Here is a 26775-nt window from a genome sequence, read left to right as displayed (position 1 = left end):
ACAGAATCCGACAGTGCTCCACTGCGCACCCGGTCTCAGCCCTCGCGAACACCCTTCCCCATCCGCCACCTGGAATGGCGCTCATCGGCTAGTCAGCGTGAGCACGCAACGTCGCTGCGTCGTCTGGATGAGCACGATCTAGTGCCAGGCGATACGGCCAGGAGTCGCGTCTGCCTCCACTCGATGCTCAAGGCGCGAGTCTCCGGGCGGACATCGAGTGTGCTGCCGCAGCCCCCGGTCCTCGCGCCCGAGGGACGCCAGACATCACCCGCCATTGTTCGTTGTGGCCCAGCAGTCGGATCGAGGTCTACCCTGCGTTGTTATGTCATCGACAACCACGAGACACGCCGCGATTTTCCACGGATACGGCGCGACGCCGGAAGACCACTGGTTCGGCTGGCTCGCTGAGCGGCTGGATCGCACGGGAGTGTCCACTCAAATCCCTGCCTTGCCGGATTCCACGTCTCCATCCCCGGACCGATGGGCGACCACGACCGCAGAGGCGCTCGGTCAGCCGGGGCACGAATCAGTCATCATCGCCCACAGCCTCGGTTGCCTCACCGTGCTGCGGCATCTCGCCTCGCTGACAGAGCCGTGGCGGGTAGGGACGCTCGTGCTCGTCTCGGGGTTCGTCGACAAGTTGCCGGCACTGCCCGCCCTCGACGAGTTCATCGGCGACGGCGTGAACCTATCCGGAGTTCGAGAGAGAGTGGGGTCTCTCACCATCATGCGATCCGAAGACGACTCGCACGTCCCGGTCGGGCACACCGATCGGCTCGCCCACCTTCTTGGCACATCCGCTCTGGTCGTCCCCGGGGCGGGCCACTTCCTCGCGACCGACGGAGTCACAACCCTGCCCCAGGCTCTCGCGGCGATCGAGTGAATCCAGCCCGACCTCCCGATCACGAACGACCTGAGATTCTGGAGAGCCCCGGAGCTATCCGAGTTCGGGCTCGGCCGAGTGTGCGGGCACGGCCGGTCGTCACCCTTCCGCGCCCATGGATGAGCGTTCGACTCGAAGTCGAGCAGGGTGCCGGCTGGCGGCAGGTCGGCACCGTGGGTACGGACACTCGTTCGTGCCCCCGCCCGCGACATCCTGGAATACGGCACTAGGACAGGCACTGGAAATGACTAACCCAACCGATACTCCCCGGTGATCACGTAGCTATTCCCCCGGTGTTCACGTCGGTGTTGTTCAGCGGGCTGGCGGTACAGGGACCTATCGGGTTGCGCACAGGGTTCATGAGCTGGCCACGCCCGGTCCCTTCATCTCGTGGACGATCACCGCGACCGATGCTCAGCCATGTGAACCGGGAGGCCCCAGCAGGTAGTTCTGGATCGCCATTCGGTAGTAGCGAGTCCGGAACAGGCCGGGGTGCATCGCAGAGAGCACCTCTTTCGACCTGACTCCTCACGACTCCTCACGCGTACCGATTCCTTCCCATGGAAGTCGGGTCCAGAACAATGCGGACCGGCTATCAGCGACCGTCACCGCGCCACCCCACGTACGCCCCGGTGACCCCGACGGACGCCCCGTCGAACCGGGACACAGGGAACCGATGAAGCTCGAGCAGTCCTTCGGGATCTCCAACTCCACGCTGAAGGGACGGCCGACCCCCCATAGCAACGGCCGTCTAGCTCAAGATGCTAGCGGCCATGCCAATCTCCCTGTAGGCGGACACGTACTTCCCTGCTGACGGTCAGTTGATCTCCCTGTCCGTGGCCAAGGGATCGGGCCGTGTCGGTCCCGCGAAAAGCGCCCCTCCGGGGATGTGCTCGAGGTCTTCGACCACCACGAGCGCTGTTCCACCGGAGGGACGCATGAAGAAGTCTGACAGGGAGATCATGGAAATTCTCGAGGCATACGACGCCACTGAAAGTGCGCACTCCGCCGCGCAGCTGGCGGGTGTGGATCCCAAGACCGTGCGGCGGTACGTCGCCGCTCGTGACCAGGGGCGTCCGGTGACCGGCGCGGGCCGCCGTCCGCGGATGCTCGATGAGTACATGCCCAAGATCGAGGAGTGGGTCGAGCGCGGCAACGGCAAGGTCCGCGCCGATATCGTCCACGAACGGCTGGTGGCGATGGGGTTCACCGGCACTGAGCGCACGACCAGGCGGGCGGTGGCGCAGGTCAAGGCCGCGTGGCGGGCCGGGCATCAGCGCACCTACCGGCCGTGGATCACCGAGCCGGGCCTGTGGCTGCAGTTCGACTGGGGCGAAGGGCCGAAAGTCCCCGGCCCGGACGGGGTCCTGCGCTCGACGTTGCTGTTCTGCGCCTGGTTGGCGTGGTCCCGCTTCCGGGTAGTCATCCCGGCGTGGGACCAGAAACTGCCCACGCTGATCGCTTGCCTGGACGCGACCCTGCGCCGCGTGGGCGGGGTACCGACCTACGTGCTGACCGACAACGCCAAGACGGTCAGCGTGGATCACGTCGCCGGTGTGCCGGTGCGTCATCCGCAGATCGTCCAGGCCGCACGTCACTACGGCACCCAGGTGCACACCTGTGTGCCGTTCGATCCGGAGTCCAAAGGCGGCACCGAGTCCACCGTCCGGTTAGCCAAGGCCGATGTGGTGCCCACCGAGGCGAACCTGCGGGAGCAGTACGGCTCGTTCGCCGAGCTCGAGGCAGCATGCGAGCAGTTCTGCGCCAAGGTCAACTCCCGTAAGCATCGGGAGTCGGCAAGGGTCCCGAATGAGGCTCTGGCCCAGGAGCGCCGTCGTCTGCATGTACTGCCGACGGCGCCCCACACCATGGCGCTGGGCCAGACCCGCACCGTGGGCACCGATCAGACCATCCGATTCGGGTCAGTGCGCTACTCCACCCCACCGGGACTGGTCGGCGCTGAGGTGTGGGTCCGCGCCGACGGCATGGACCTGGTCATCGTCGCCGACCTCGACCGGCTACCCGTGGCCCCGGACTGGGTCGCCGATCGGCGGGGACTGTGCGAGGTGGCGCGGCACCACTTGTCCACCCCGGGCACGCCGCGCATCGATCTGGGCCACTACCCCAACCACCCGCAGGAGCCCGACGGGGCACCGCGCCCACCCCGGCCCAAGGCTCGATCCCAGGCCGAGAAGGAGTTCCTAGCCTTGGGCGATGGAGCCCAGTCCTGGTTGATCGAGGCCTCCGCCGCCGGGACCTCGCGGATCCGGGCCAAGATGGTCGACGCCGTCGAGCTGGCCGCCCTGGTCGGCGCCGACGACGTGGACGAAGCACTGGGGATTGCTGCCGCGGCCGGACGGTTCGCCGACGGCGACGTCGCAGCGATCGTCCGGCACCTGGCCACCGGCGCGACCGGTGCGGACCTGGTCATCGCCGACGAAGCCCACTCCGCTCAGCCCGGCACAGGAGCCTGGGCCGGCTTCGGCACCCGAAAGGACACCGCCCGATGAGCACACCGACAACCACGCCGGCGGTGCCACTGCCCGAGGACCTGACCGCGGTACTCAAACGAATGCGCATGCCCTACCTGCGGGCCGCCGCCCCCGAGGTCCTGGCCACCGCCCGAGCCCAACGCTGGGACCCCACCGAACTGCTGCGGGTCCTGCTCGCCGAGGAGATCCGCGGACGAGACGAGGCCACCAAAGCCGCCCGCCGCAAGGCCGCCGGACTCCCCGCCGGCAAGACGTTCGACTCCTGGCGCGAAGCCGACTCCTCCATCCCCGCGCCGACCCAGTCAGCGCTCGCCGGACTGGAATGGGTCCACCGAGCCGAGAACCTCGCCATCAGTGGCCCCTCAGGCACCGGAAAGACGCACTTCGTCGAGGCCCTCGCCCACAACGTCATCGACGCCGGCATGCGGGTCTCCTGGTTCACCCTCGAATCACTGACCGAAGCCCTGGCACGCGCCAACGTGGACGGCTCCGCCGGCAAAGTCATCGCCCGCATCACCCGCGCCGAGCTCATCGTCGTCGACGACATCGGGATGCTGCCCGCAGGTCAAGCCGCCGCAGAGGCGTTCTACCGCCTGGTCGATGCCACCTACGAACGCCGCAGCCTGGCGGTCACCAGCAACCTGCACCCCGCGGGATTCGACACCTTCATGCCCAAAACCCTGGCCACCGCCGCCGTGGACCGACTACTGCATCACGCCCACGTCATCATCACCGAGGGCACCTCCCTCCGGCTCGCCGAAGCCACCGCCGGCAAGGGGGTGGTCCCATTGCACTAACCGACCACCAGGGAGATCAACTGACCGCGCACAGGGAGATCAGCTGTCCGTGAGCAGGGAGATGAACTGACCGCCCACAGGGAGATCCCAATGTCCCTTGACACAAGAGACAACTGACCACCGTTTCACCGCCGCTTCAACGGCCCGCGAACTGAGGAACTGGGCCGGGAACTCAGCGAAGGCGCTCGTCCCGTCACTTCCTCCATGCCGCTGATCGATTCAGGGACCTGGGAGGTCGGTGGACAGCCATGTCCGACGTCGCGGTTCGCAGTACGGTCAAGTCTCACTTCCCCGGTGTGACGCGCGAGTCCGTCCTGAAGACGAGCGGGATCAACCACAGGAAGAAGATCATTCCGAGGAGCTCGACCAGGGACTGCGCCACGATCACCACCGCAGCGACCTCGAGCCCCTGAGGCAGTGCCAGTGCGAGTGGTAGCACGACGAAGGAATTCCTGGTTCCCAGACCAAACGCCAGTGTCCGGCCCTGTTCGCCTGGCAGGGAGAACGTGATGGCGAGCAACTTGGCGGTCAAAACGGCCGCGACCAGGAAGGCCACGAAGACCGGGACTACGACGGGAAGTACGTCGAGTGCGCTGAGCACGGTCTCGGCCTGAGTGATCGCGATGAGGAACACGACGCTCGCCAGGAGAGGAATAGGCGCCCAGGCCCACCTATCCCGCACCTCGTGACGAGCCGGACGAGCGTCGATCCACCGTTCTGTGAGCGCAGCTGCGATCAGCGGCATGGCCACGACGAGCATCGCCGGCGCGACCACATCGAACGAGACCAGTCCGCTGACCTCCGCTCGCGCCATCACCAGCAGGTAGAGAGGTAGTAGAAGGAGCTGGAGAGCCAGGTTGACCGGGGTCACCGCGACGGCCCGCGGAACATCCCCGCCTGCGATCTGGGTGAAGCTGATGAACCAGTCGGTACACGGCACCAGCAGCACCAAGAGCACGCCCAGACGAATCGCAGGGTCGTCGGGAAGGAACGACACCATCGCCCACACCACGAGTGGCGACAGAACGAAATTGCCCAGGAGGGCTGCTCCGGTGAAGCGGATGTCGCGCGTAGCAGAGAGCAGGTGCAGCAGTGGTACCTGAAGAGTCGTAGCGTAGAGCAGTAGGGCGAGGACCGGCCACAGCAGCGGCTCGGCGATCTGCCCGAATCCAGATGTTGCGCTCCCCAGTGCGAGACCAGCGGCGATAGAGCCGGCATAGATCCACACCTGCCGGCGCTCAAGTGTGAGCCGACCCAGCGCACCGTTCACCGCGCCGGCTCCTTCCGCGAGTACTCACGCATGGCACCAAGGATGCCCCAGTACATGGTGTGCTTGACCGCCTGACACCTCTTGGCTCCACCTCGTGTGTACGTCCGAGCGGGAAGGGTTTACAGACTTCGACCACGTCGCGTTCCTCGTGTCGTCTGAGACCGCCGGGAACGTCTCGGTGGAGGCGCTTCGTGGGTGTGGGTTGGCGGGCCGGGTGATGGGTGCGGCAGTGGGTGGGGTGAAATAGCGGAAAGCCCCCGGTCGCGTGATGCGTTCGGGGGCTTTCCGTGTGTGAAGTTGTGTTCGGCGGTGACCTACTCTCCCACACCCTCACGAGTGCAGTACCATCGGCGCTGGCAGGCTTAGCTTCCGGGTTCGGAATGGGACCGGGCGTTTCCCTGCCGCTATGGCCGCCGTAACTCTGTGAAACAAGGCCCTCACCGCGAGAAGCCTCTCGCGGTATGGGTGTGTTGTTTCAGATACTGCACAGTGGACGCGTAACAATTCTTGGCTTGTTTGTGTGTAAGCCCTCGGCCGATTAGTACCGGTCACCTCCACGCATTGCTGCGCTTCCAGTTCCGGCCTATCAACCCCATGGTCTGTGGGGGGCCTTAACCACGCAAGGTGGTGAGAAACCTCATCTTGGAACAGGCTTCCCGCTTAGATGCTTTCAGCGGTTATCCCTTCCGAACGTAGCTAACCAGCGATGCTCCTGGTGGAACAACTGGCACACCAGAGGTTCGTCCGTCCCGGTCCTCTCGTACTAGGGACAGCTTTCCTCAAGTTTCTTACGCGCGCGGCGGATAGAGACCGAACTGTCTCACGACGTTCTAAACCCAGCTCGCGTGCCGCTTTAATGGGCGAACAGCCCAACCCTTGGGACCTACTCCAGCCCCAGGATGCGACGAGCCGACATCGAGGTGCCAAACCATCCCGTCGATATGGACTCTTGGGGAAGATCAGCCTGTTATCCCCGGGGTACCTTTTATCCGTTGAGCGACACCGCTTCCACTTGCCGGTGCCGGATCACTAGTCCCGACTTTCGTCCCTGCTCGACGTGTCAGTCTCACAGTCAAGCTCCCTTGTGCACTTGCACTCAACACCTGATTGCCATCCAGGCTGAGGGAACCTTTGGGCGCCTCCGTTACTCTTTAGGAGGCAACCGCCCCAGTTAAACTACCCACCAGGCACTGTCCCTAACCCAGATCATGGGCCGAGGTTAGACGTCCAATACGATCAGAGTGGTATTTCAACAACGACTCCACACACACTGGCGTGCATGCTTCACAGTCTCCCACCTATCCTACACAAACCGAATCGAACGCCAATACCAAGCTATAGTAAAGGTCCCGGGGTCTTTTCGTCCTGCCGCGCGTAACGAGCATCTTTACTCGTAGTGCAATTTCGCCGAGTCTGTGGTCGAGACAGCAGAGAAGTCGTTACGCCATTCGTGCAGGTCGGAACTTACCCGACAAGGAATTTCGCTACCTTAGGATGGTTATAGTTACCACCGCCGTTTACTGGGGCTTAAATTCTCAGCTTCGCCTTGCGGCTAACCGGTCCTCTTAACCTTCCAGCACCGGGCAGGCGTCAGTCCGTATACATCGACTTACGTCTTCGCACGGACCTGTGTTTTTAGTAAACAGTCGCTTCTCTCTGGTCTCTGCGACCACACCCAGCTCCCACCGTGAAGATGTTCACCGGGCATGGCCCCCCTTCTCCCGAAGTTACGGGGGTATTTTGCCGAGTTCCTTAACCACAGTTCTCTCGATCGCCTTGGTATTCTCTACCTGATCACCTGTGTCGGTTTGGGGTACGGGCCGTGTATGAACTCACTAGAGGCTTTTCTCGGCAGCATAGGATCACTGAATTCCCCACAACGGGTATGCATCAAGTCTCAGCCTTAATGTGACACGGATTTGCCTATGTCACGGCCTACACTCTTACACCAGTACAACCACTGACTGGCTCAGCTACCTTCCTGCGTCACCCCATCGCTTGGCTACTACCAGATCAGGTCCCGCGCATCCAGACCACGTCATCCCGAAGGATGCTCTAGGCCATTCAGGGCGGTTAGTATCACTGATTCACCATGGGCGCGCACACACGGGTACGGGAATATCAACCCGTTGTCCATCGACTACGCCTGTCGGCCTCGCCTTAGGTCCCGACTCACCCTGGGCAGATTAGCTTGACCCAGGAACCCTTGATCATTCGGCGGACGAGTTTCTCACTCGTCATTCGCTACTCATGCCTGCATTCTCACTCGTGTGGCCTCCACGCCTGGATCACTCCGACGCTTCTATGGCCACACGACGCTCCCCTACCCACCCACACACCTGCCCGGAGGAGGTTATTGTGTGAGTGCCGCGGCTTCGGCGGTGTACTTGAGCCCCGCTAAATTGTCGGCGCAGGACCACTTGACCAGTGAGCTATTACGCACTCTTTCAAGGGTGGCTGCTTCTAAGCCAACCTCCTGGCTGTCTCAGCGATCCCACATCCTTTTCCACTTAGTACACGCTTAGGGGCCTTAGCCGGCGATCTGGGCTGTTTCCCTCTCGACTATGAAGCTTATCCCCCACAGTCTCACTGCCGCACTCTCACACCTCGGCATTCGGAGTTTGGCTGACGTCAGTAACCTTGTAGGGCCCATCGGCCATCCAGTAGCTCTACCTCCGAGGTGAAACATGCGACGCTGCACCTAAATGCATTTCGGGGAGAACCAGCTATCACGGAGTTTGATTGGCCTTTCACCCCTACCCACAACTCATCCCCTCAGTTTTCAACCTAAGTGGGTTCGCGCCTCCACGACGTCTTACCGTCGCTTCACACTGGCCATGGGTAGATCACTCCGCTTCGGGTCTAGAGCATGCCACTCAACCGCCCTATTAGGACTCGCTTTCGCTACGGCTTCCCCACACGGGTTAACCTTGCGACATACCACTAACTCGCAGGCTCATTCTTCAAAAGGCACGCCATCAGCCCGAAAGCCTCTGACGGTTTGTAAGCACACGGTTTCAGGTACTATTTCACTCCCCTCCCGGGGTACTTTTCACCATTCCCTCACGGTACTAATCCGCTATCGGTCACCAAGGAGTATTTAGGCTTACCGGGTGGTCCCGGCAGATTCACAGCAGATTTCACGGGCCCGCTGCTACTTGGGAACACAAATCGCCCAGCCACAAAGTTTTCAGGTACGGGACTCTCACCCTCTACGGCCGACCCTTCCAAGTCGTTCCCCTAACCCGCGGACTATCAAGCGCCTGATCCGGCAGAACCAGGACATCATGCCCCACAACACCACACACGCAACCCCTGCCGGGTATCACACGCATGCGGTTTAGCCTCTTCCGCGTTCGCTCGCCGCTACTGACGGAATCACTGTTGTTTTCTCTTCCTGCGGGTACTGAGATGTTTCACTTCCCCGCGTTCCCTCCACACACCCTATGTATTCAGATGTGGGTAACACGCCATCACGCGTGCTGGGTTTCCCCATTCGGACACCCTCGGATCACAGCTCGGTTGGCAGCTCCCCGAGGCTTATCGCAGCCTCCTACGTCCTTCATCGGCTCTTGGTGCCAAGGCATCCACCGTGTGCTCTTACACACTTACATTCACAAACAATTAAAGATGCTCGCGTCCACTGTGCAGTTCTCAAACAACACACACCAACCCCACCCACACTCGGACCAACCGGCCGCGGAGCATCTCGGGAATCAGTGCCATCAAAAACAGACCCACACCCCTCAACCAACAGGAATGCTCAACGGTGCTGTTTCAGATACCCAACAGTGTGTTTTGTCCGAACCACGCTCCCCCCAGCAGCCAGCCCTGAGCCGACGCCGAAGATCCAGGCGAGTCCTACGCAATAGTGTTCCACCCAATGAGCCACCTGGCGCACCACGAACGGGCACGAACCAGACGCTAACTCTGACCACCAAACGGTGGTGAGTGCTCCTTAGAAAGGAGGTGATCCAGCCGCACCTTCCGGTACGGCTACCTTGTTACGACTTCGTCCCAATCGCCGATCCCACCTTCGACGGCTCCCTCCACAAGGGTTAGGCCACCGGCTTCGGGTGTTACCGACTTTCATGACGTGACGGGCGGTGTGTACAAGGCCCGGGAACGTATTCACCGCAGCAATGCTGATCTGCGATTACTAGCGACTCCGACTTCATGGGGTCGAGTTGCAGACCCCAATCCGAACTGAGACTAGCTTTAAGGGATTCGCTCCACCTCGCGGTCTCGCAGCCCTCTGTACTAGCCATTGTAGCATGTGTGAAGCCCTAGACATAAGGGGCATGATGATTTGACGTCATCCCCACCTTCCTCCGAGTTGACCCCGGCAGTCTCTCACGAGTCCCCACCATTACGTGCTGGCAACATGAGACAGGGGTTGCGCTCGTTGCGGGACTTAACCCAACATCTCACGACACGAGCTGACGACAACCATGCACCACCTGTATACAAGCCACAAGGGAAACGACATCTCTGCCGTCGTCCTGTATATGTCAAGCCTAGGTAAGGTTCTTCGCGTTGCATCGAATTAATCCACATGCTCCGCCGCTTGTGCGGGCCCCCGTCAATTCCTTTGAGTTTTAGCCTTGCGGCCGTACTCCCCAGGCGGGGCGCTTAATGCGTTAGCTACGGCACGGAATCCGTGGAAGGACCCCACACCTAGCGCCCACCGTTTACGGCATGGACTACCAGGGTATCTAATCCTGTTTGCTCCCCATGCTTTCGCTCCTCAGCGTCAGTTACTACCCAGAGACCCGCCTTCGCCACCGGTGTTCCTCCTGATATCTGCGCATTTCACCGCTACACCAGGAATTCCAGTCTCCCCTGTAGTACTCAAGTCTGCCCGTATCGCCTGCACGCCCCCAGTTGAGCTGGAGGATTTCACAGACGACGTGACAAACCGCCTACGAGCTCTTTACGCCCAGTAATTCCGGACAACGCTTGCACCCTACGTATTACCGCGGCTGCTGGCACGTAGTTGGCCGGTGCTTCTTCTGCAGGTACCGTCACTCTCGCTTCGTCCCTACTGAAAGGAGTTTACAATCCGAAGACCGTCATCCCCCACGCGGCGTCGCTGCATCAGGCTTCCGCCCATTGTGCAATATTCCCCACTGCTGCCTCCCGTAGGAGTCTGGGCCGTGTCTCAGTCCCAGTGTGGCCGATCACCCTCTCAGGCCGGCTACCCGTCGTCGCCTTGGTAGGCCATTACCCCACCAACAAGCTGATAGGCCGCGGACTCATCCTGCACCGAAAAACTTTCCAACCCCCACCATGCGGCAGGAGCTCATATCCGGTATTAGACCCGGTTTCCCAGGCTTATCCCGAAGTGCAGGGCAGATTACCCACGTGTTACTCACCCGTTCGCCACTCGTGTACCCCCGAAGGGGCCTTACCGTTCGACTTGCATGTGTTAAGCACGCCGCCAGCGTTCGTCCTGAGCCAGGATCAAACTCTCCATAAAAGCTTCTCAGCACTACAAAAAGCACAATCCAAGCAAAAAACAAACCAAACAAACTGGCTGTTCAAAAAACGCGACCCCCACGACAGGGATGTGAAAGGGTCGCAACCAAACAAAAAATTTGGCACTATCACAAACAAAACACACTGTTGAGTTCTCAAACAACACCACCACATCGAACCCCAGACAGTCTCCGACCACCCGAATTCGAGGATTCACAACCTTCGCCACCCGTTTCGGGGCAACTTCTCCAGCCTAGCGACTCCGACCCACCAAGTCAAAACCGGGTCCGCGCCACCACCTGAAACTCGTCACCTCCCTCGGCCCGGGCCTCTCGGTCCGCGCTCGCTCTCGGCGACTTCCAATAAGTTACGCAGACGTGAACCCAAACGCAAATCGCCTGGTCACCGACCGGTTCTCCGTCACCGCGGTGCGGTCACCGGTTGGTATCGACTCGCTCGATCCGGCCGCCCAGAAATCGCACCTTCTCCATGAAGTCGGGGTATCCGCGGTCGATGTGGAAGATCTCGCAAACCTCGGTCACGGCGTCCCCGCACATGCCTGCAAGGACGAGCCCTGCGCCGGCGCGGATGTCACTGGCCCACACGGTGGCGGAGTCCAGTCGTTCGCGTCCCCGGATCTTGGCGTGGTGCCCGTCGGTCTCGGCGTCCACTCCCATGCGCACCATCTCCTCCACGAAGCGGAAGCGCGCCTCGAAGAGGTTCTCGGTGATCACCGACGCGCCGTCCGCAACGGAGGCGAGGGCGATCGCCATCGGCTGGAGGTCGGTCGGGAATCCGGGGAACGGCAGGGTGCGCACGTCCCGTGCACGAGGACGTCCCTCCTGGGTGACCCGCACCCAGTCCGCCCCGGTCGAGACCTGGGCTCCTGCTCCCCGGAGGTTCTCCAACACCACGTGGATGAACATCGGGTCGATACCGGTGACCGTCACGTCGCCGCGGGTCATCACCGCACCCATCGCCCAGGTCGCCGCGACGATCCGGTCGCCGATCACCCGATGACTCACCGGGCTCAACGACCCGACCCCCTCGATGGTGATCGTGCTCGTCCCCGCACCGCTGATCTGGGCGCCCATCTTGGACAGCAGGTCGCAGATGTCCACGATCTCCGGCTCGCGCGCCGCGTTGACGAGGGTTGACGTCCCCTCCGCCAGCACGGCACCGAACAGGAACGTCTCCGTGGCTCCCACCGACGGGAACTCGAGTGTGTAACGGGCGCCCTTCAGTGCGGTGGCCTCGGCGACCAGGCGACCGTGGTCCATCCTGGTGGTGGCGCCCAGCTTCTCGAGCGCCTCACGGTGCCAGTTGAGGGGCCTGTCCCCGATCGCGTCACCACCCGGCATCGCCAGTTCCGCCCGGTGGTGGCGACCGACCAGTGGTCCCAGGATGCAGACGGAGGCCCGGAGGCGCTGGGCCGCCGTGTCGTCGGACACGTGTCCCAGGTCCGCCGGCGTGTCGATCACCACCGTGCCGTCGGCGATCTCGACCGTGCATCCGAGGTGCCGCAGGACGTCGGCCATCGCGGGCACATCGGAGATGTCCGGGCAATTGGTCAGGGTGGTCCGCCCCTCGGCCATCAGTGCCACCGCCATCAGCTTCAGCACGCTGTTCTTCGCGCCGGCGACAGAGACCTCGCCGACCAGTCTGGTTCCGCCGGTGACGAGGAAGCTCTCCTCGCGGGACGTGGGGTTACCGCTCACGTGTCCACCTTAGGCGAGAACGGGGAGCGACCAACGGAACCGGCGCGCCCGGGCCACGCGTACGTTGGCGTCATGGCTGTGCATCTCACCAAGATCTATACCCGGACCGGCGACGACGGGACCACGGGTCTCTCCGACTTCTCCCGGGTGAGCAAGAACGACACCCGCCTGGACGCCTACGCGGACTGCGACGAGGCCAACGCCGCCCTCGGGGTAGCCCTGACCTGCGGGGACCTCGACGCCCGGGTCGCCACCGTGCTCCGGGTGGTACAGAACGACCTCTTCGACGCCGGGGCCGACCTCTCCACCCCGGTGGTCGAGGATCCCAAATATCCCCCGTTGCGGATCGAGCAGTCCTACATCGAGCGACTCGAGGGGTGGATCGACGAGTTCAACGCCGAGCTGGCCGACCTGACCTCGTTCATCCTGCCCGGCGGAACCCCCGGTGCCGCCCACCTGCACGTTGCGCGCACCGTGGTCAGACGCGCCGAGCGTGCCGCGTGGGCCGCGGTCGAGGCGCATCCCGAGACCACCTCCGCCCTGCCGGCCAAGTACCTCAACCGCCTGTCGGACCTGCTGTTCGTCCTGGGCCGGGTGGCCAATCCGGACGGTGACGTCCTCTGGGTCCCCGGCGGCAGGCGCGGCTGACCGGGCGATCGGAGCCCGGCGGAGCTGAGCCGGCGATTTGAGATCGAGGGCGACCTCAGATCAGGGGAGAACGCCCATCCGACGCGCCGCGTTGACCGCCTCGAACCTGGTGTGCGCGTCCAGTTTGCGCATGACCGATCTCAGGTAGCTCTTCACCGTCTCCGCGCCGATACCCATGTCGGCGGCCGTCTCGATGTTGGTCTTGCCCTGCGCGACGCACGCCAACACGTCGAGCTCGCGGCGGGAGAGCCTCGCGGTGGGCATCTCCGGCGGCGGGGAGACCATCTCCGCGCAGATCTTCTCGAGCTCGGCACGCACCTCGGGGTCCTCGGTACGGGAGGCCAGCATCCGCAGCCGCGCATGGGTGTCGCGCATGCGCTCGTTGGACAGGACGTCGTCCCACCGCCCCTCGCCGGCGCCCGGACCCATCGGGGCGGCGCCACGAGCGGCGAGCGCGTCGTTCACCGCGATCTCCTGCTCGAGGGCGCGGGCCGTGGCCGCCATCTGGTTGAGGACCTTCTCCCCGAAACGGACCGAGGAGTGCACGCCGGCGTAGAGCACCGCCCGCACGTCCTTGCCCACCACGACCGGGATCGCCGCCATCGACCGCAACCCCTCGGACAAGACCGGGAGGTCGTACTCGTGGGTGATCACACCGGCCCGCGGGTAGTCGGCCACCCCGACCGGCTTCCCGGTGGCCATGACCCGACCACCGACGCCGGCGCCGTAGTGGACCGTGAGGTCCTTCATCGCCGAGGTCCGCATCCCGAGGGACTCGGACAACACCAACGTATGGCCCTCGCCCACCACGCCCCCGATGGTCACCGGGATGCCCGTGGCCTCTCGCAGGGCGGAGATCGCGCTGCGGACAGACGCCAGGTCGCGCCTGCGCCGCTGCGCCTCGCTCGCGGCACTTCCGGCTACACCACGGCCGGCATTCTCCTCGTCCATGAGGTCTCCTCCCACGTCCGTGGCATACCCCCACCGCGAGTAGGGGACGACCCCCCGCAAGTGCCACACATCACCATCGTCAGCGTCACTATACGCACGTGGCCGGGCCGATGCCGACCGCAGTCGGCCGCCGCCGCCAGATGTCCCCGGGGGTGCCCCGCCCCGCTTCCCAACCGGAGTGCACTCAGGGAGTGAAAGCTGGATCGAATGCCTCCGGGTCCTCCGGATCCGCCAGCATCGCGGCCGCCCCGGTGAGGGGCGCGGCGCGCTGTTCGTCGTAGATCCATTCCTCGACGTCGCTCGAGTCCGGGTCGCCCACCAGGTACGGGTGCAGGCCCAGATCGGCGTCCGCGTCGACCGCCTCCCCCGGGGTCAGCACGGAGTCGTCGAGGAATCGCGACACCTCGTCGTCGTCCAGATCGACGCCGATCACCACCAACCCCTCGGTGCCCTCCCCGGCGCCCTCCCCGCTCGCACGGAGTTCGAGCCTGCGTCCCACGAGCGCCACCTCGTAGCGTCGCCGGCCGTCGGCGGTGGCGAGTGTCAACGTGCCCTTGGCACGGTAGGCACCGGTCGGCGGCGAGGCGAGCGCGGCCAGTACCCGACGGGGATGCAGGGGCCCTGCCGGGATCACGGTGAGGGCCCGGTAGCCATGGTGGAGGTGGGAGTGGACATGCGGGTGGGCCTCGTCGCCCGACTGCTCGGCGGCGGAGGCCCGGTCCGGTTCCATCCCCAACAGCAGCCCGGTCGGCACCGCGGCTCTGACCGCGGGCAGCACGGCGACCCGGGGGGCGTGTCGGCGGATCGTCGCCCGGATGCCGTCGAACCGCACGCGGTCCACGAGGTCGCACTTGTTGACGACGACGAGATCGGCCTCCGACAGATGCGCCGCCAGGCGCGGGTGCCGCGCCATGGCGTCGTCGAGCCCTTCGGCATCGACGACCTGGACCATCCCCGCGTGACGCACCACGTCCCGCGGCACCTCGTGAACCATCCGCGACAGGATCGCCGGCTCGGCCAACCCGCTGGCCTCGATCACCGCGAGATCCAGGCCGAGATCGGGGTCGGCGAGCCGGGCCAGGGTGTCGCCGAGCTCGCTCGCGTCGACCTCACAGCAGACACAGCCGTTGGCCAACGACACCATGGAGTCCACGCGGCCGGCCACCGACGTGGCGTCCACGTCGATCTCTCCGAAGTCGTTGACGATCGCCGCGATGCGCAGCCCCGGGGCGCCACCGAGGAGGTGGTTGAGCAGTGTGGTCTTGCCCGCACCCAGGTAGCCGGTGAGGACCAGCACGGGCAACGGGTCTCCGGGGGCCCGGCGGGCATCGGCGCGCCCGCTCCGGCCCCCGGCGCGGTGACCGTGCGCCGACCCGGGGTTCACCTCGTGGCTCAGCGACGCCACTCGGGCTTGCGCTTCTCGGCGAACGCGGACATGCCCTCCGACTGGTCCTCCGTGGCGAACAGTGCGTAGAAGGCGTTCTGCTCGGCGAGCAGGCCCTCCTCGAGCGTGGTCTCGAAGGAGCGGTTGACGGCCTGCTTGGCCGCGATGGCGGTGGTCTTGCTCATCGAGGCGATCTTCCCGGCGACCTTCATGGTCTCGTCGAGCAGCTCCGCCGCGGGGACGACGCGGGTGACCAGGCCGGAGCGCTCGGCCTCGTCGGCGTCCATCTGCCGGCCGGTCAGGCACAGGTCCATGGCCTTGGCCTTGCCCACCGCGCGGGTCAGCCGCTGGGAGCCGCCCATGCCCGGGATCACGCCCAGGGTGATCTCCGGCTGGCCGAACTTGGCGTTGTCGCCGGCGATGATCATGTCGCACATCATGGCCAGCTCGCAGCCGCCACCGAGCGCGAAGCCGGACACGGCCGCGATGATCGGGGTCCGCGCGGCGGTGAGGCGCTTCCAGTCGTGGAAGAACCGCTCGAGGTAGATGCCCGGGTACGTCTTGTCCTTCATCTCCTTGATGTCGGCGCCGGCCGCGAAGGCCTTCTCCGAACCGGTGATGACGATGCAGCCGACACCGGGGTCGGAGTCGAGGCCCTCGACCGCCTCGACGACCTCCTTCTCCATGCCACTGCTCAGGGCGTTGAGCGCCTTGGGACGGTGGAGCGTGATGACCGCGACACGGTCGTTCTGCTCCACCAGGATGTTCTCGAACTGCTTCTCGATCACGGACATCGCGTGCTCCAGTCTGCGTCAGGGGATACTTGGACTTCCTTGTAAAAAGCTCCGGGGCCGATGCTAGCCGGTCATCGGGCGAGCGGTCCCCCGTTCCACAGCCCCGACCGTACGGTCTCGCCGTGGGTGACCGTCGCGGTCCGCGCCCCTGGCACCAGTGACTCGTACCGAACCAGCGAACCCCAGTCGCGGTCCCAGTCGTGTTCCAGGTAGGTCGGCACCGTCTCGCCCTCGAGCAGCAGTTCGATGAACCCGAGCGGCCCCCCGCCGTCCCACGCCTGCCAGGTGTTGGTGGAGCTGACGGCGAGGTCGCGGTCCGGCAGGACCCGGTACTCGGGCAACTCGTGGATCCCGGCGTACTCATCGAAGGGGCGCAGGCACGGGGTGTGGAAGGCCACCGCCCAGTCGGGCAGCACCGGGCGCGAGTCTCCGACGAGCTCCTGCATGGTCACGAGCTCGGGCATCCGCGGTGGGGTGAACGCGATCCACCGTGACGGGTCCGGGTCGAGATCGCGCACCACGAGCCGGATGGCCGTGGCATCGGCCGGCAGCATGTCCAGGGGCACGCGCAGGTTCCGCCAGGACGGTGCCGGACCGATGTCCACGGGCAGGACCGAACCGGTCGGTTCGAACGGTTCGGCGCCGGTGGCGAACTCGACCCGGATGGCGTCCGGGGCGAACGAGCCGGACACGGCGATCGTGATGAGCGGGTTCTCCTCGTCCCGATCGGGGAGGCGATACCAGTCAGTGGTGGTCTCGGCGTTGAACTGCGGACCGGTCTGGTAGCTGCCGAGGACGGGGACGCGGGCCGGGTCGAGACCGAAGGGAAGGACGGCGTGACTGCCGTTGATGCCCTCCCCCGCGCGCACTCCGCCCTCGGTGCCGGCGGTCGTCGCGGTGGCGTCGGAGTCCTCGCCGGTGCCCGGGGTGTCGGTGTCGACGGCCTGGGTGGCGGTGAGGTCCGTCGGGATGCCGTCGGGGATGAACTCGACGGGGTCCGCGCCGGCCTCGAGCTGGTCCCGGGGCTCACCCACCGGGGCGAGGAGTCCGGCGTTGGCGTCGGGCTCGGCGAGCACCATGTCGGCGATGCCGCACGGCTGGCCGGACAGCGCCCGCAGGTTCTGCAGACCGACCGAGTAGGCGGGGTACTGGTTGCGGACCGCCGCCGCCATGGACGCGACGATCACGACGACGACGAGGGCCGCCGCGAGCCCCAGTGGGGCGTGCGAGACCTCACGGAGCACCCGGACCACCGGGCCGCGGTCCGCATCCGCGCGCTCCGGCCCCGCGGGCCTCACGAACGGCTCCCGGTAGTGCAGGAACAGCGCGGTCAGGAGCGAGAACGCCATCAGCGCGAGGAACACCGAGGAGAGCGTGATCCCGGCGATCGAGGGCTGTACGCCACCCCACGGGATGCCGTAGATCGAGATGTACCACCAGCCGTTGGTGGAGGTGAAGCTGAGTGCCAGGACGAAGAACACCGCGGACAGGAACAGCAGCCGGTTGCGCAACGACCGGGTGGCGGCGGGGAGGACCGCCATGGTCACCAGCGCTGCCAGGGCTGCGCCGATGGTGGCGAACGCACCGAAGTGATGGGTCCACTTGGTGGGGTTGAGCGCCATGAAGGCGATGGAGATGGCGGCCAGTCCCACGATCCGGCGGGCGGGGCCGACCGAGACCCCCGGGATCCGGCCCTTTCGGAACAGGATGGCGGCGCAGGTGATGAGCGACAGGAACATCGTGAGGACGCCGAAGCGGCGGGCCAGCGAGCCGTCCGGTGTCGGGTTCATGAGCCACTCGTAGCGCCACACCTCCTCGAACCACCGTCCGGTGGGGCCCACGTCGCCGAGCAGCGCCGACGACTGCAGCGTGGTGACCAACGGCTGGTCCAGGAAGATCAGGTGCAGCACGCCGAGACCGGCGGCCAGCAGCGGAGCCACCGTCGGGATCCAGCCGTCCCGCCGGGCCCGGCGGATCACCAGCAGGAGAAGCGGCCGCGAGGCGGCGATGATCGCGGCGATGCAGAAGGTCCCGGTGGGTGCCGCGGACAACGTGAGCCCGCCGATGATGAAACCGGTGGCCGCGGGCAGCAGTCGTCCGGTCGCCAGGGCCCGCTCCAGCGAGACCCAGGTGGCCAGCACGCCGAAGGCCACGATCGGTTCGGGACGCAGGCCGTTGTTGTAGGTGAGCCAGAACGCGAGGAACACCGCGGCGGTGCTCCACCGGACGGCCGACGCGCGGCGGGCGGCTATGCCCAGGCGCGGGATCACCTCGCGGGAGAGCAGGATCCAGGACGCTATGCCCAGCAGGAGCGCCGGCAGCCTCAGCCACACGCTTCCGACGGTGAGGGAACTGATCGCCGTGTAGAGGTAGTACGGCATTCCGAACGGCGCGTACGGGGCGCCGTAGTAGCGGAACACCTCGGGCATGTAGCCGCTCGAGACCGCAGCGCGCGCCTCGGTGAGGATGTACCCGTCGTCCGCGGTGTTGGCCCCGATGACGTGCCACACCAGGAGCGTGGCCACGACCACCAGGTCCAGGGGACGGGGCTTCCACCACAGGCGCGGCAGGACTCGTCGCCCGGCGCGTCCGTCGCGCAGATCGAGTCGGTGCAGGGCGACGAGCGCGACGATGATCGCGAGGATGCCGACCGCGATCGCGATCTGTTTGATCACGGTCGCCTGGGTGGTGTAGCGGGAGTCCACGGTGATGTCGACGGACATGCCCTCGGGAGCCGGCCCCTGCAGGTCCGTGAACACCCCGACGACCTGCGGGCGCAGGTCCTCATCGATCCGGCCACCCACTTCCCGCCCGTCCACCTCGAGACCGACGAACTCCGCGCCTATCGACCCGGAGTCCGCCACGACCCGGATCACCGAGCACGCCCCGGCGGAGGCGACCGCCTCGGTGGGGGCGGAGGCCACCAACACGTTCCGGCTGCGCACCTCGACGGTGGGGCCGGCCACGGACACCATCAGTGCGCGGGCGCCGGCGTTGTCGCCGGCCTGACGGGGAGCGGTGGACACGAGCACACCGTCCTCGCGTCCCTGGTCCCGCAACTCCCCCACTGCCGCGCAGGGAACGTCCACGGACAGGTCGAGCGGGTAGTAGGCCACGAGCGGCGCCGTCACCGGGTCGAGTGTCCCGGCCTCGGGCCAGCTGATCGTCGAGGTGGTCTGGGTGACCGGGAGGAGCGGGACGATGATCGCGAGGAGGATTCCGACCAGACCGCTGACCGCGGCGACGATCCCCCACCGGGTTCCTGTTCGGGACCTGTCCGGCACGTCACGGACCTCGGTGGCAGTCGATGGCATGGCGTCCACGCTATAACGACGGACGGGGGTTCCCCGAAACGACGAACGCGTCGGAGGGAATCCCTCCGACGCGCTGCGAACTTTGTGGCCAGAGTCGGGATCGAACCGACGACCTTCCGCTTTTCAGGCGGACGCTCGTACCAACTGAGCTACCTGGCCATAAGACCACCGGCGCATCCGGTAAACCGAATGCGCCGGTTGTCTCTAGCGACCCTGACGGGACTCGAACCCGCGACCTCCGCCGTGACAGGGCGGCGCGCTAACCAACTGCGCCACAGGGCCGTGCTTTTCGCACGAGACAGAACAGTAATCGACGCTCCCGCCGGACGCAAATCGGGAGCTCGTCGGTGGTTCCTGGGCAGGTCGCGAGCATTCCCGGGCCCAAACTCCTGAGCCCGGCCGCCCCGCGACGGGGCCGTTGACGTCCGACCCGCAAATGGCGGATGCCCCGGTCACCGACGAACGGTGACCGGGGCATCAACCCGCGTACCCCCTACGGGATTCGAACCCGCGCTGCCGGCGTGAAAGGCCGGTGTCCTAGGCCGCTAAACGAAGGGGGCGTGCGCCACGTCCGGGATCGCCGGTCCGCAGCGCGTTCGAGTTTAGGGCACCGCCCAGCTGACGTCTAAACCAACCGTGCGTAAGCCGACGCCCGCCGACGCGAACGGGGACGGTATCGTGTCCGACGCCCCTATAGCTCAGTTGGTAGAGCTACGGACTTTTAATCCGCAGGTCGTCGGTTCGAGCCCGACTGGGGGCACCACGAACGGCCCGTTCACGAGCAGACCGTCCACCGTCGGCGCCCCACCACAGTCCGCGCCCCATTGGACCTGCCCGCCCCAGTCCGCGCTCATTGGACCTGCCCGCCCCACGCTGGGACACTCAGAGCATGTCCGCACCTACCACCACCGGCGGGCCCGCCCTGCGCATCGGCCCCCTCGAGCTCGCCTCGCCCGTCGTACTGGCGCCGATGGCGGGCGTGACCAATGTCGCCTTCCGTACGTTGTGCCGCGAGCTGGAACGCGAGCAGCAGGGTTCGGTGTCCGGGCTCTACGTCTGCGAGATGGTGACGGCCCGGGCGCTCGTCGAACGCCAGCCGGGGACCCTGCACATGGCCACGTTCGCGCCCGACGAGTCCCCGCGCAGCCTGCAGCTGTACACGGTCGACGCGGAGTACACCTACGCGGCCGCCAAGATGATCGTCGACGAGGATCTGGCGGACCACATCGACATCAACTTCGGTTGCCCGGTTCCCAAGGTCACCCGGCGCGGGGGCGGATCTGCGATCCCCTACAAGCGACGGTTGTTCCGGTCCATCGTCGCCGCGGCAGTCCGGGCCACCGAGGGCACCGACATCCCGGTCACGGTGAAGATGCGTGTAGGCATCGACGACGAGCACCACACCCACCTCGACGCCGGTCGCATCGCCGTCGACGAGGGCGCCAGGGCCGTGGCCCTCCACGCCAGGACCGCAGCCCAGCGGTACTCCGGAGAGGCCGACTGGTCACAGATCTCCCGGCTGGTCGAGCACATCGGCGCGGTCTCGGACGTCCCGGTACTGGGCAACGGCGACATCTTCTCCGCCGACGACGCGGTCAGGATGAGGGAGCAGACCGGGTGCGCGGGCGTCGTGATCGGACGCGGTTGCCTGGGCCGACCGTGGCTGTTCTCCGAGCTCGCCGCCACCCTGGACGGGCGCGAGGCCCCGACCCCGCCCACGCTCGGCGAGGTCGGGCGCATCATGTACCGACACGGCGAACTGCTCGCCGAACACCACGGCGAGAACAAGGGCATGCGTGACATCCGCAAGCACGTGGCCTGGTACCTGCGGGGTTTCCCGGCCGGATCCGGCAAGCGGGTCGCGTTGGCGGCGGTCCGCACCCTGGGCGACCTCGCGGAGATGCTCGCCGATCTCCCCGCCGACGAGCCCTTCCCCGCCGACGGCTACGGACCACGCGGGCGTCAGGGCTCTCCCTCCCGCGTGCTCCTGCCCGAGGGCTGGCTGGACGACCCGGAAGACGACGCGGTGGCACTCGAGGGAGCGGACGCCGAGAACTCGGGCGGCTGAGCCGGGCCCGGCGACCACCCGCCGGCGACGTGTCCGCCTGTTCATCGGTCGTTCATCGCCGCGATCGATAGTGCGGTTGACATGCCCGTATGCTGGTTCACATGCGTCTTGTCTACTCTGAAGAACTCACTGATCTGGCCACCTCGATGGCTCGGATGTGCTCCCTCGCCACCGACGATATGGAGCTGGCTACCCACGCGCTCCTCCAGATCGACCTCGTGGCCGCAGAGAAGGTTCTCCAGTCCTCGACGGAGATGTCCCGGCTGGCGACGGAGAACGAGGAGCGCGGATTCGCGCTCCTGGCCCTCCAGGCCCCGGTGGCCCGTGATCTCCGCCAGGTGGTCACCTCCATCCAGCTCGTCCAGGATCTCACCCGGATGGGCACGCTGGCAGGACACGTCGCGAAGATCGTGCGCCGGAGGCACCCCGAGAGCGTGCTCCCGGAGCCCGTCAACGGGTACTTCGCCGAGATGGGCCGGGTCGCGGTCTCTCTCGGCCGGTCGGCCACCGAGGTCCTGCTCAACCGGGACGCGGAGCAGGCCGCCACGCTGGCCCAGCAGGATGACGCGGTCGACGATCTCCGCCGCCACCTGTTCACCCTGCTCACCGTGCGGGAGTGGAAGTGGGGTGTGGCGTCGGCGGTCGACGTGACCCTCCTCGGCCGCTACTACGAGCGGTTCGCCGACCACGCCGTCGAGGTGGCCCAGCGCGTGATCTTCCTCGCCACCGGCGAGTACGCCACCCTTGCGGAGGACAACCCGGAGCACTCCTCCGCCTCCAACGAGGAGTTGGTCCGCCGCTTCAACGAGACCGACAGGTCGCTGAAGAACCGCGTCGCCGGCGATGACTCCACGCAGGGTGACAACCTCAGCTGACCGCTGGCGAGGGCGCTGACAACCACAGCACCCCGGTACCCGCTCTCGTGGCGGGTACCGGGGTGCTGTGGTGTGGTGCGACGAGGTTCAGCCGAAGCGGCCCGAGACGTAGTCCTCGGTCTGCTTGTGGTCCGGGTTCGAGAAGATCTTCTCCGTGGAGTTGACCTCGACGAGCTGGCCCGGCATGCCGGTGGCCTCGAGCGAGAAGAACGCGGTCTGATCGGACACGCGCGCCGCCTGCTGCATGTTGTGGGTCACGATCACGATGGTGAACTCGCTCTTGAGCTCAGCGATTAGGTCCTCCACCGCGAGGGTCGAGATCGGGTCGAGGGCCGAACACGGTTCGTCCATGAGGAGGACCTGGGGTTCGATCGCGATCGCGCGGGCGATACACAGGCGCTGCTGCTGCCCACCGGAGAGTCCGCCACCCGGCTTGTCGAGACGGTCCTTGACCTCGTTCCACAGGTTGGCGCCGCGCAGCGACTTCTCCGCCACCTCGTCCAGCGTCTTCTTGTTCCTGACGCCCTGCAACCTGAGGCCGGCGGTGACGTTCTCCTTGATCGACATCGTCGGGAACGGGTTGGGCCGTTGGAAGACCATTCCGATGGTCCGTCGCACGGCGACCGGGTCCACCTTCTTGTCGTAGATGTCCACGCCGTCGAGCTTGATGGAACCCGTGGCGTACGCGCCCGAGATCTCCTCGTGCATGCGGTTGAGCGAGCGGAGCACGGTGGACTTGCCGCACCCGGACGGGCCGATGAAGGCGGTCACCGAGCGCGGGGGGACGTGAAGGTCGACATCCTTCACGGCGTGGAAGTCACCGTAGAAGATGTCGACGTTCTCTAGGTCGAGTCGCTTGGCCATGACGGGGTCCTTACTTGGTCTTCGGCGCGAGCGCCTTGGAAGCGAACGTGGCGAGGACGTTCGCCAGCGCGATGATGATGATGAGGGTGAGGGCTGCTCCCCAGATCCGGTACTGGCCGGCTTCGTTCGGGTTCGAGAGCTGGTTGAAGATCAACAGCGGCAGCGATGCCATGTTGCCCTCGAAGAGGCTGTAGTTGAAGCTCGCCGTGTACCCCACGAGGATCAGCACCGGGGCGGTCTCGCCCATCACCCGGGCGATCGAGAGGAAGACACCGGAGATCATGCCCGACAGCGCGGTGGGGACCACGATGCTGACGATGGTCTTCCACTTGGGCACCCCGAGCGCGTACGACGCCTCGCGGAGCTCGTCCGGGACGAGCTTGAGCATCTCCTCGGTGGACCGCACGATCAAGGGCAGCATGAGCAGCACCAGGGCGAGGCTCACGGCGAAGGCGCTGAGCTGGAACTTCAGGACCGAGACCCAGACTCCGAAGATGAAGATGGCGGCCACGACAGAGGGCACGCCCGCGAGGACGTCGACCATGAAGGTGGTCGGTTTGGCCAGCTTCGACTCGGGGTACTCGACGAGCATGATGCCCGCGGCCACTCCGAGCGGGATGGAGATGACCGCGGCGATGATCGCCTGGACGAGGCTGCCGTAGATGGCGTGCCCCACACCGCCTCCCATCGAGGACGGCGAGACGAGGAAGAACGAATTGGTCCACCACGCGGGGTTGAGGACCGCGGGAAGCCCCGACTCGATCACCTTGTAGAGCAACGCCACCAGCGGTATGACGGCCAGGACGAAGCACAGCGAGAAGATCACCGTTGCCGTCTTGTCCTTGACCCGGCGGCTCCCTGCGATGGGCAGGAACGTGTCCGACGGCTTGGCGGGTTTCGCGAGGTCGGGAGTTGCCTGGGACATCAGCCGTTGACCTTTCCACCGGACACGGAGCGCGCGATGAGGTTGACGAAGAAGGTGAGGATGAAGAGCACGAGGCCCGCTGCGATGTAGGCACCGGTGGGCAGCGGGTGGTTGAACTCGGCGGCGCCCGACGCGATCTTGGAGGCGAAGGTGAAACCGCCGTCGAAGAGCGACAGGGTGCCGGGGGCACTCGCCGCCCGCAGGATGATCAGGACCGCGACGGTCTCACCGAGAGCACGACCGAGCGCGAGCATCGAACCCGCGATCATGCCCGACTTGGCGTACGGGAAGCACGTCATCCGGATCTTCTCCCACTTGGTGGCACCCAACGCGAGGGCTGCCTCCTGGTGGAGGGACGGGGTCTGACGGATGGTCTCACGCGACATGGAGGTGATGATCGGAAGGATCATGATCGCCAGGACCACCCCGGCGGTGAAGATCGTGCCGCCGCCGGCGATCGACACGTTGCCGTCCCCGAAGAGGAATATCCACCCGAGGTTCTCGTTGAGCCACGTGGACAGGGGAACCAACCACGGCCCGAGCACGATCAGGCCCCACATGCCGTAGATGATCGACGGGACCGCCGCCAGCAGGTCGATGAGCGCCGAGAGCGACCTCGACAGCCTCTCCGGTGCGTACTGGACCAGGAAGGTGGCGATGCCGATGGCAACCGGCACGGCGAGGACCAGCGCGAAGATCGAGCTCAACACGGTCACCCGGAACATGTCGAGGATGCCGAACTGCAGGTTCTCCGGATCGCTCGTGTTCCATTCGGACGAGGTGAGGAAGTTGACGTTGTTCGCCAGGAGAGACGGTGTCGCCTGCATGACCAGGACGATCGCGATCAAGCCGATGAGAGCGACGATGACGGCGCCGGCCGCAACCGTGACGCCTCGGAAGATCGCGTCCGCCTTTTGAGAGGACTTGGCGTCGCGGAGGTCGCCCTTCGCGACCTTCTCCGGATCCGGCACCAACCCCGGGCCGTCGGAGAGCCCACCGGACTGCACGGTGTTCTGGTCGGCGTCGCGGTCGACGGATTCGTGAACTGTCATGGGACCTTCAGTCGCTCGGGGGTGAAAGGGTCGGTCACCGGCCCGCCCTGCTCCACGGCGGGCCGGTGACCGGATGGATCAGGAGATCTCGGAGATCGCGGTCGTGAGCCGATCGCGGAAGGCATCCGGCACGGGGATGTAGCCCTCGTCCTCGAGCTGAGCCTGGACGTCCTCCGCCACGGCGATGTTGAGGAAGGACTTGACCGCCGCGGCGGTCTCCGGATCCTCGTACGTCGAGCAGACGATCTCGTAGGTGGGGAGGATGATGGGGTAGGCACCCGCGGCCTCGGGGACGTAGAACGACGAGGTGTCGATGACGAGGTCGTTGGAGCCTTCGTTCATGAGCCGCGCCGAGTCGATGGTCACGCCCGACGTCTCGGCGGTGAGCTCGACGCCCTCCGGGTCGGCCGGGGTGATGACCTTGACCATCGACAGGTCCTGGTTCTTCGCGTAGGACCACTCGGTGTACGTGATGGTGCCGGGGGTCTGGCCGATGGCCCCGGAGACACCCTCGTTGCCGCGGGAGCCCTCGCCGATGCCACCGTTGAAGGTCTTACCGGCCCCCTGCGTCCACGCACCGTCCGACGCCGCCTCCAGGTACATCTGGAAGTTGTCGGTCGTGCCGGACTCGTCCGACCGGAAGATCACGGTGATGGGCTCGTCAGGGAGGTCCGTACCCTCGTTCTCCTCGGCGATGGCCGGATCGTTCCACGTGGTGATCTCACCGTTGAAGATCCTGGCGAGGGTGGGGCCGGAGAGCTTGAGCTCGACGCCGTCCAGGTTGTAGGCAACGGCGATCGGGCCGAACACCGCGGGGATGTTCCACGCCTCGGAGTCGCACCGCTCCTCGGCCGCCGCGTAGTCGGCGTCGTCCAGCGGCGAGTCGGACCCGCCGAAGTCGGTGATCCCGCCGGTGAACTCGCTCACGCCGGCGCCGGACCCGTTGGAGTTGTAGTTGAGGGTCTGCCCCTCACAGCTCATGGCGAAGGAGTTGGCGAAGATCGTCATGGCGTTGTTCTGGGCGGACGATCCCGATGCGGTCAGGGTGTCCTTGCCGCCGCATTCCGCGTCGGAGACACTCTGCGCCGCGGTGTCACCGGTTCCGGTGTTGTCATCCGAGCAGGCGGCGAGCCCGACCGCGGTGAGGGCGGTGAGGCCGAGTAGAGCACCGGTGCGCTTGAGGTTCACTGAATCTCCTTGGTTCGTCCGGCGGGGGACCCCCCGAACATGTCTGTGGCGACTGCATCACAAAGCCGAGCCGA

General features: G+C 65.7%; 17 protein-coding genes, 4 tRNA genes and 3 rRNA genes. 7 read left to right on the top strand and 17 right to left on the bottom strand.

The window, feature by feature from the left end:
* Positions 1-322 precede the first annotated feature (322 nt).
* Positions 323-883, top strand: a complete 561-nt coding sequence (locus A6048_RS03885; protein WP_107749434.1) for an RBBP9/YdeN family alpha/beta hydrolase — start codon at positions 323-325, stop codon at positions 881-883.
* 817 nt (positions 884-1700) lie between these two features.
* Here the strand turns inward: A6048_RS03885 and A6048_RS18190 are convergent.
* Positions 1701-1847 carry a hypothetical protein gene (locus A6048_RS18190; protein ID WP_159110380.1) on the bottom strand — a complete coding sequence of 49 codons (147 nt, stop codon included), beginning with the start codon at positions 1845-1847 and terminating at the stop codon, positions 1701-1703.
* Here A6048_RS18190 and istA point away from each other — a divergent pair.
* Both istA and istB read left to right on the top strand, forming a co-directional pair.
* A complete protein-coding gene (istA, locus tag A6048_RS03880) occupies positions 1822-3393 on the top strand; it encodes an IS21 family transposase (protein ID WP_342352587.1) in 1572 nt (523 codons plus the stop codon). The two genes, A6048_RS18190 and istA, sit on opposite strands and share 26 nt — an antisense overlap.
* A complete protein-coding gene (gene istB / locus A6048_RS03875; protein ID WP_107749439.1) occupies positions 3390-4172 on the top strand; it encodes an IS21-like element helper ATPase IstB in 783 nt (260 codons plus the stop codon). The genes istA and istB overlap by 4 nt, the downstream gene beginning before the upstream one ends.
* A 283-nt stretch (positions 4173-4455) precedes the next feature.
* Here the strand turns inward: istB and A6048_RS03870 are convergent, their stop codons facing one another.
* From A6048_RS03870 to murA, 5 genes are all read right to left on the bottom strand, one after another.
* Positions 4456-5442 carry an arsenic resistance protein gene (locus A6048_RS03870; RefSeq protein WP_200837417.1) on the bottom strand — a complete coding sequence of 329 codons (987 nt, stop codon included), beginning with the start codon at positions 5440-5442 and terminating at the stop codon, positions 4456-4458.
* Positions 5443-5743: 301 nt separating this feature from the next.
* A 5S ribosomal RNA gene (gene rrf, locus A6048_RS03865) occupies positions 5744-5860 on the bottom strand.
* 100 nt (positions 5861-5960) lie between these two features.
* Positions 5961-9056 (bottom strand): 23S ribosomal RNA (locus A6048_RS03860).
* 348 nt (positions 9057-9404) lie between these two features.
* Positions 9405-10921: ribosomal RNA gene (locus tag A6048_RS03855) — 16S ribosomal RNA — on the bottom strand.
* Together the 16S, 23S and 5S rRNA genes form the textbook arrangement of a ribosomal RNA operon.
* Before the next feature lie 433 nt (positions 10922-11354).
* Positions 11355-12638 (bottom strand): UDP-N-acetylglucosamine 1-carboxyvinyltransferase, encoded by a 1284-nt coding sequence (gene murA, locus A6048_RS03850; protein ID WP_107748844.1) that lies wholly within the window; start codon positions 12636-12638, stop codon positions 11355-11357.
* 72 nt (positions 12639-12710) lie between these two features.
* On the opposite strand from murA, the gene A6048_RS03845 reads away from it, so the two are divergent.
* On the top strand, positions 12711-13286 hold the full coding sequence (locus A6048_RS03845; protein ID WP_107748843.1) for a cob(I)yrinic acid a,c-diamide adenosyltransferase: 576 nt from the start codon (positions 12711-12713) through the stop codon (positions 13284-13286).
* Positions 13287-13346: 60 nt separating this feature from the next.
* On the opposite strand, the gene A6048_RS03840 is transcribed toward A6048_RS03845, so the two are convergent.
* The 7 genes from A6048_RS03840 to A6048_RS03810 all read right to left on the bottom strand — a co-directional run bounded on the left by A6048_RS03840 (position 13347) and on the right by A6048_RS03810 (position 20289).
* Complete coding sequence (locus tag A6048_RS03840; RefSeq protein ID WP_107748842.1) at positions 13347-14237, bottom strand: LuxR C-terminal-related transcriptional regulator; 891 nt, start codon at positions 14235-14237, stop codon at positions 13347-13349.
* A gap of 184 nt (positions 14238-14421) precedes the next feature.
* Positions 14422-15642: a CobW family GTP-binding protein gene (locus A6048_RS03835; protein ID WP_235027622.1), complete on the bottom strand. Its 1221-nt coding sequence runs from the start codon at positions 15640-15642 to the stop codon at positions 14422-14424.
* Positions 15630-16415 (bottom strand): enoyl-CoA hydratase, encoded by a 786-nt coding sequence (locus A6048_RS03830; RefSeq protein WP_107748841.1) that lies wholly within the window; start codon positions 16413-16415, stop codon positions 15630-15632. The genes A6048_RS03835 and A6048_RS03830 overlap by 13 nt, the downstream gene beginning before the upstream one ends.
* 71 nt (positions 16416-16486) lie before the next feature.
* Positions 16487-19729 carry an arabinosyltransferase domain-containing protein gene (locus A6048_RS03825; protein ID WP_107748840.1) on the bottom strand — a complete coding sequence of 1081 codons (3243 nt, stop codon included), beginning with the start codon at positions 19727-19729 and terminating at the stop codon, positions 16487-16489.
* Between the two features lie 85 nt (positions 19730-19814).
* Positions 19815-19888 (bottom strand) — tRNA-Phe (locus tag A6048_RS03820).
* Positions 19889-19937: 49 nt separating this feature from the next.
* Positions 19938-20011, bottom strand: a tRNA-Asp gene (locus A6048_RS03815).
* Between the two features lie 205 nt (positions 20012-20216).
* Positions 20217-20289, bottom strand: a tRNA-Glu gene (locus A6048_RS03810).
* 127 nt (positions 20290-20416) lie between these two features.
* Here A6048_RS03810 and A6048_RS03805 point away from each other — a divergent pair.
* From A6048_RS03805 to phoU, 3 genes are all read left to right on the top strand, one after another.
* A tRNA-Lys gene (locus A6048_RS03805) sits at positions 20417-20492 on the top strand.
* 126 nt (positions 20493-20618) lie between these two features.
* A complete protein-coding gene (gene dusB, locus A6048_RS03800) occupies positions 20619-21797 on the top strand; it encodes a tRNA dihydrouridine synthase DusB (RefSeq protein ID WP_107748839.1) in 1179 nt (392 codons plus the stop codon).
* Positions 21798-21898: 101 nt separating this feature from the next.
* A complete protein-coding gene (phoU, locus tag A6048_RS03795) occupies positions 21899-22672 on the top strand; it encodes a phosphate signaling complex protein PhoU (protein ID WP_107748860.1) in 774 nt (257 codons plus the stop codon).
* Between the two features lie 87 nt (positions 22673-22759).
* Here the strand turns inward: phoU and pstB are convergent, their stop codons facing one another.
* The 4 genes from pstB to pstS all read right to left on the bottom strand — a co-directional run bounded on the left by pstB (position 22760) and on the right by pstS (position 26701).
* Entirely contained in the window at positions 22760-23536 is a 777-nt protein-coding gene (pstB, locus tag A6048_RS03790; protein WP_107748838.1) for a phosphate ABC transporter ATP-binding protein PstB, read from the bottom strand.
* A 10-nt stretch (positions 23537-23546) separates the two neighbouring features.
* Positions 23547-24461 (bottom strand): phosphate ABC transporter permease PstA, encoded by a 915-nt coding sequence (pstA, locus tag A6048_RS03785; RefSeq protein WP_107748837.1) that lies wholly within the window; start codon positions 24459-24461, stop codon positions 23547-23549.
* On the bottom strand, positions 24461-25513 hold the full coding sequence (gene pstC / locus A6048_RS03780; RefSeq protein ID WP_107748836.1) for a phosphate ABC transporter permease subunit PstC: 1053 nt from the start codon (positions 25511-25513) through the stop codon (positions 24461-24463). Before pstC ends, pstA begins: the two co-directional genes overlap by 1 nt.
* 78 nt (positions 25514-25591) lie before the next feature.
* Positions 25592-26701: a phosphate ABC transporter substrate-binding protein PstS gene (gene pstS / locus A6048_RS03775; RefSeq protein WP_107748835.1), complete on the bottom strand. Its 1110-nt coding sequence runs from the start codon at positions 26699-26701 to the stop codon at positions 25592-25594.
* Positions 26702-26775: the final 74 nt, after the last annotated feature.

Origin of the sequence: Dietzia psychralcaliphila, from assembly GCF_003096095.1 — a bacterium.
Classification (GTDB): domain Bacteria; phylum Actinomycetota; class Actinomycetes; order Mycobacteriales; family Mycobacteriaceae; genus Dietzia; species Dietzia psychralcaliphila.
The sequence above is the reverse complement of the archived record's forward strand: the minus strand, read 5'-3'. Positions and strand labels throughout refer to the sequence as shown.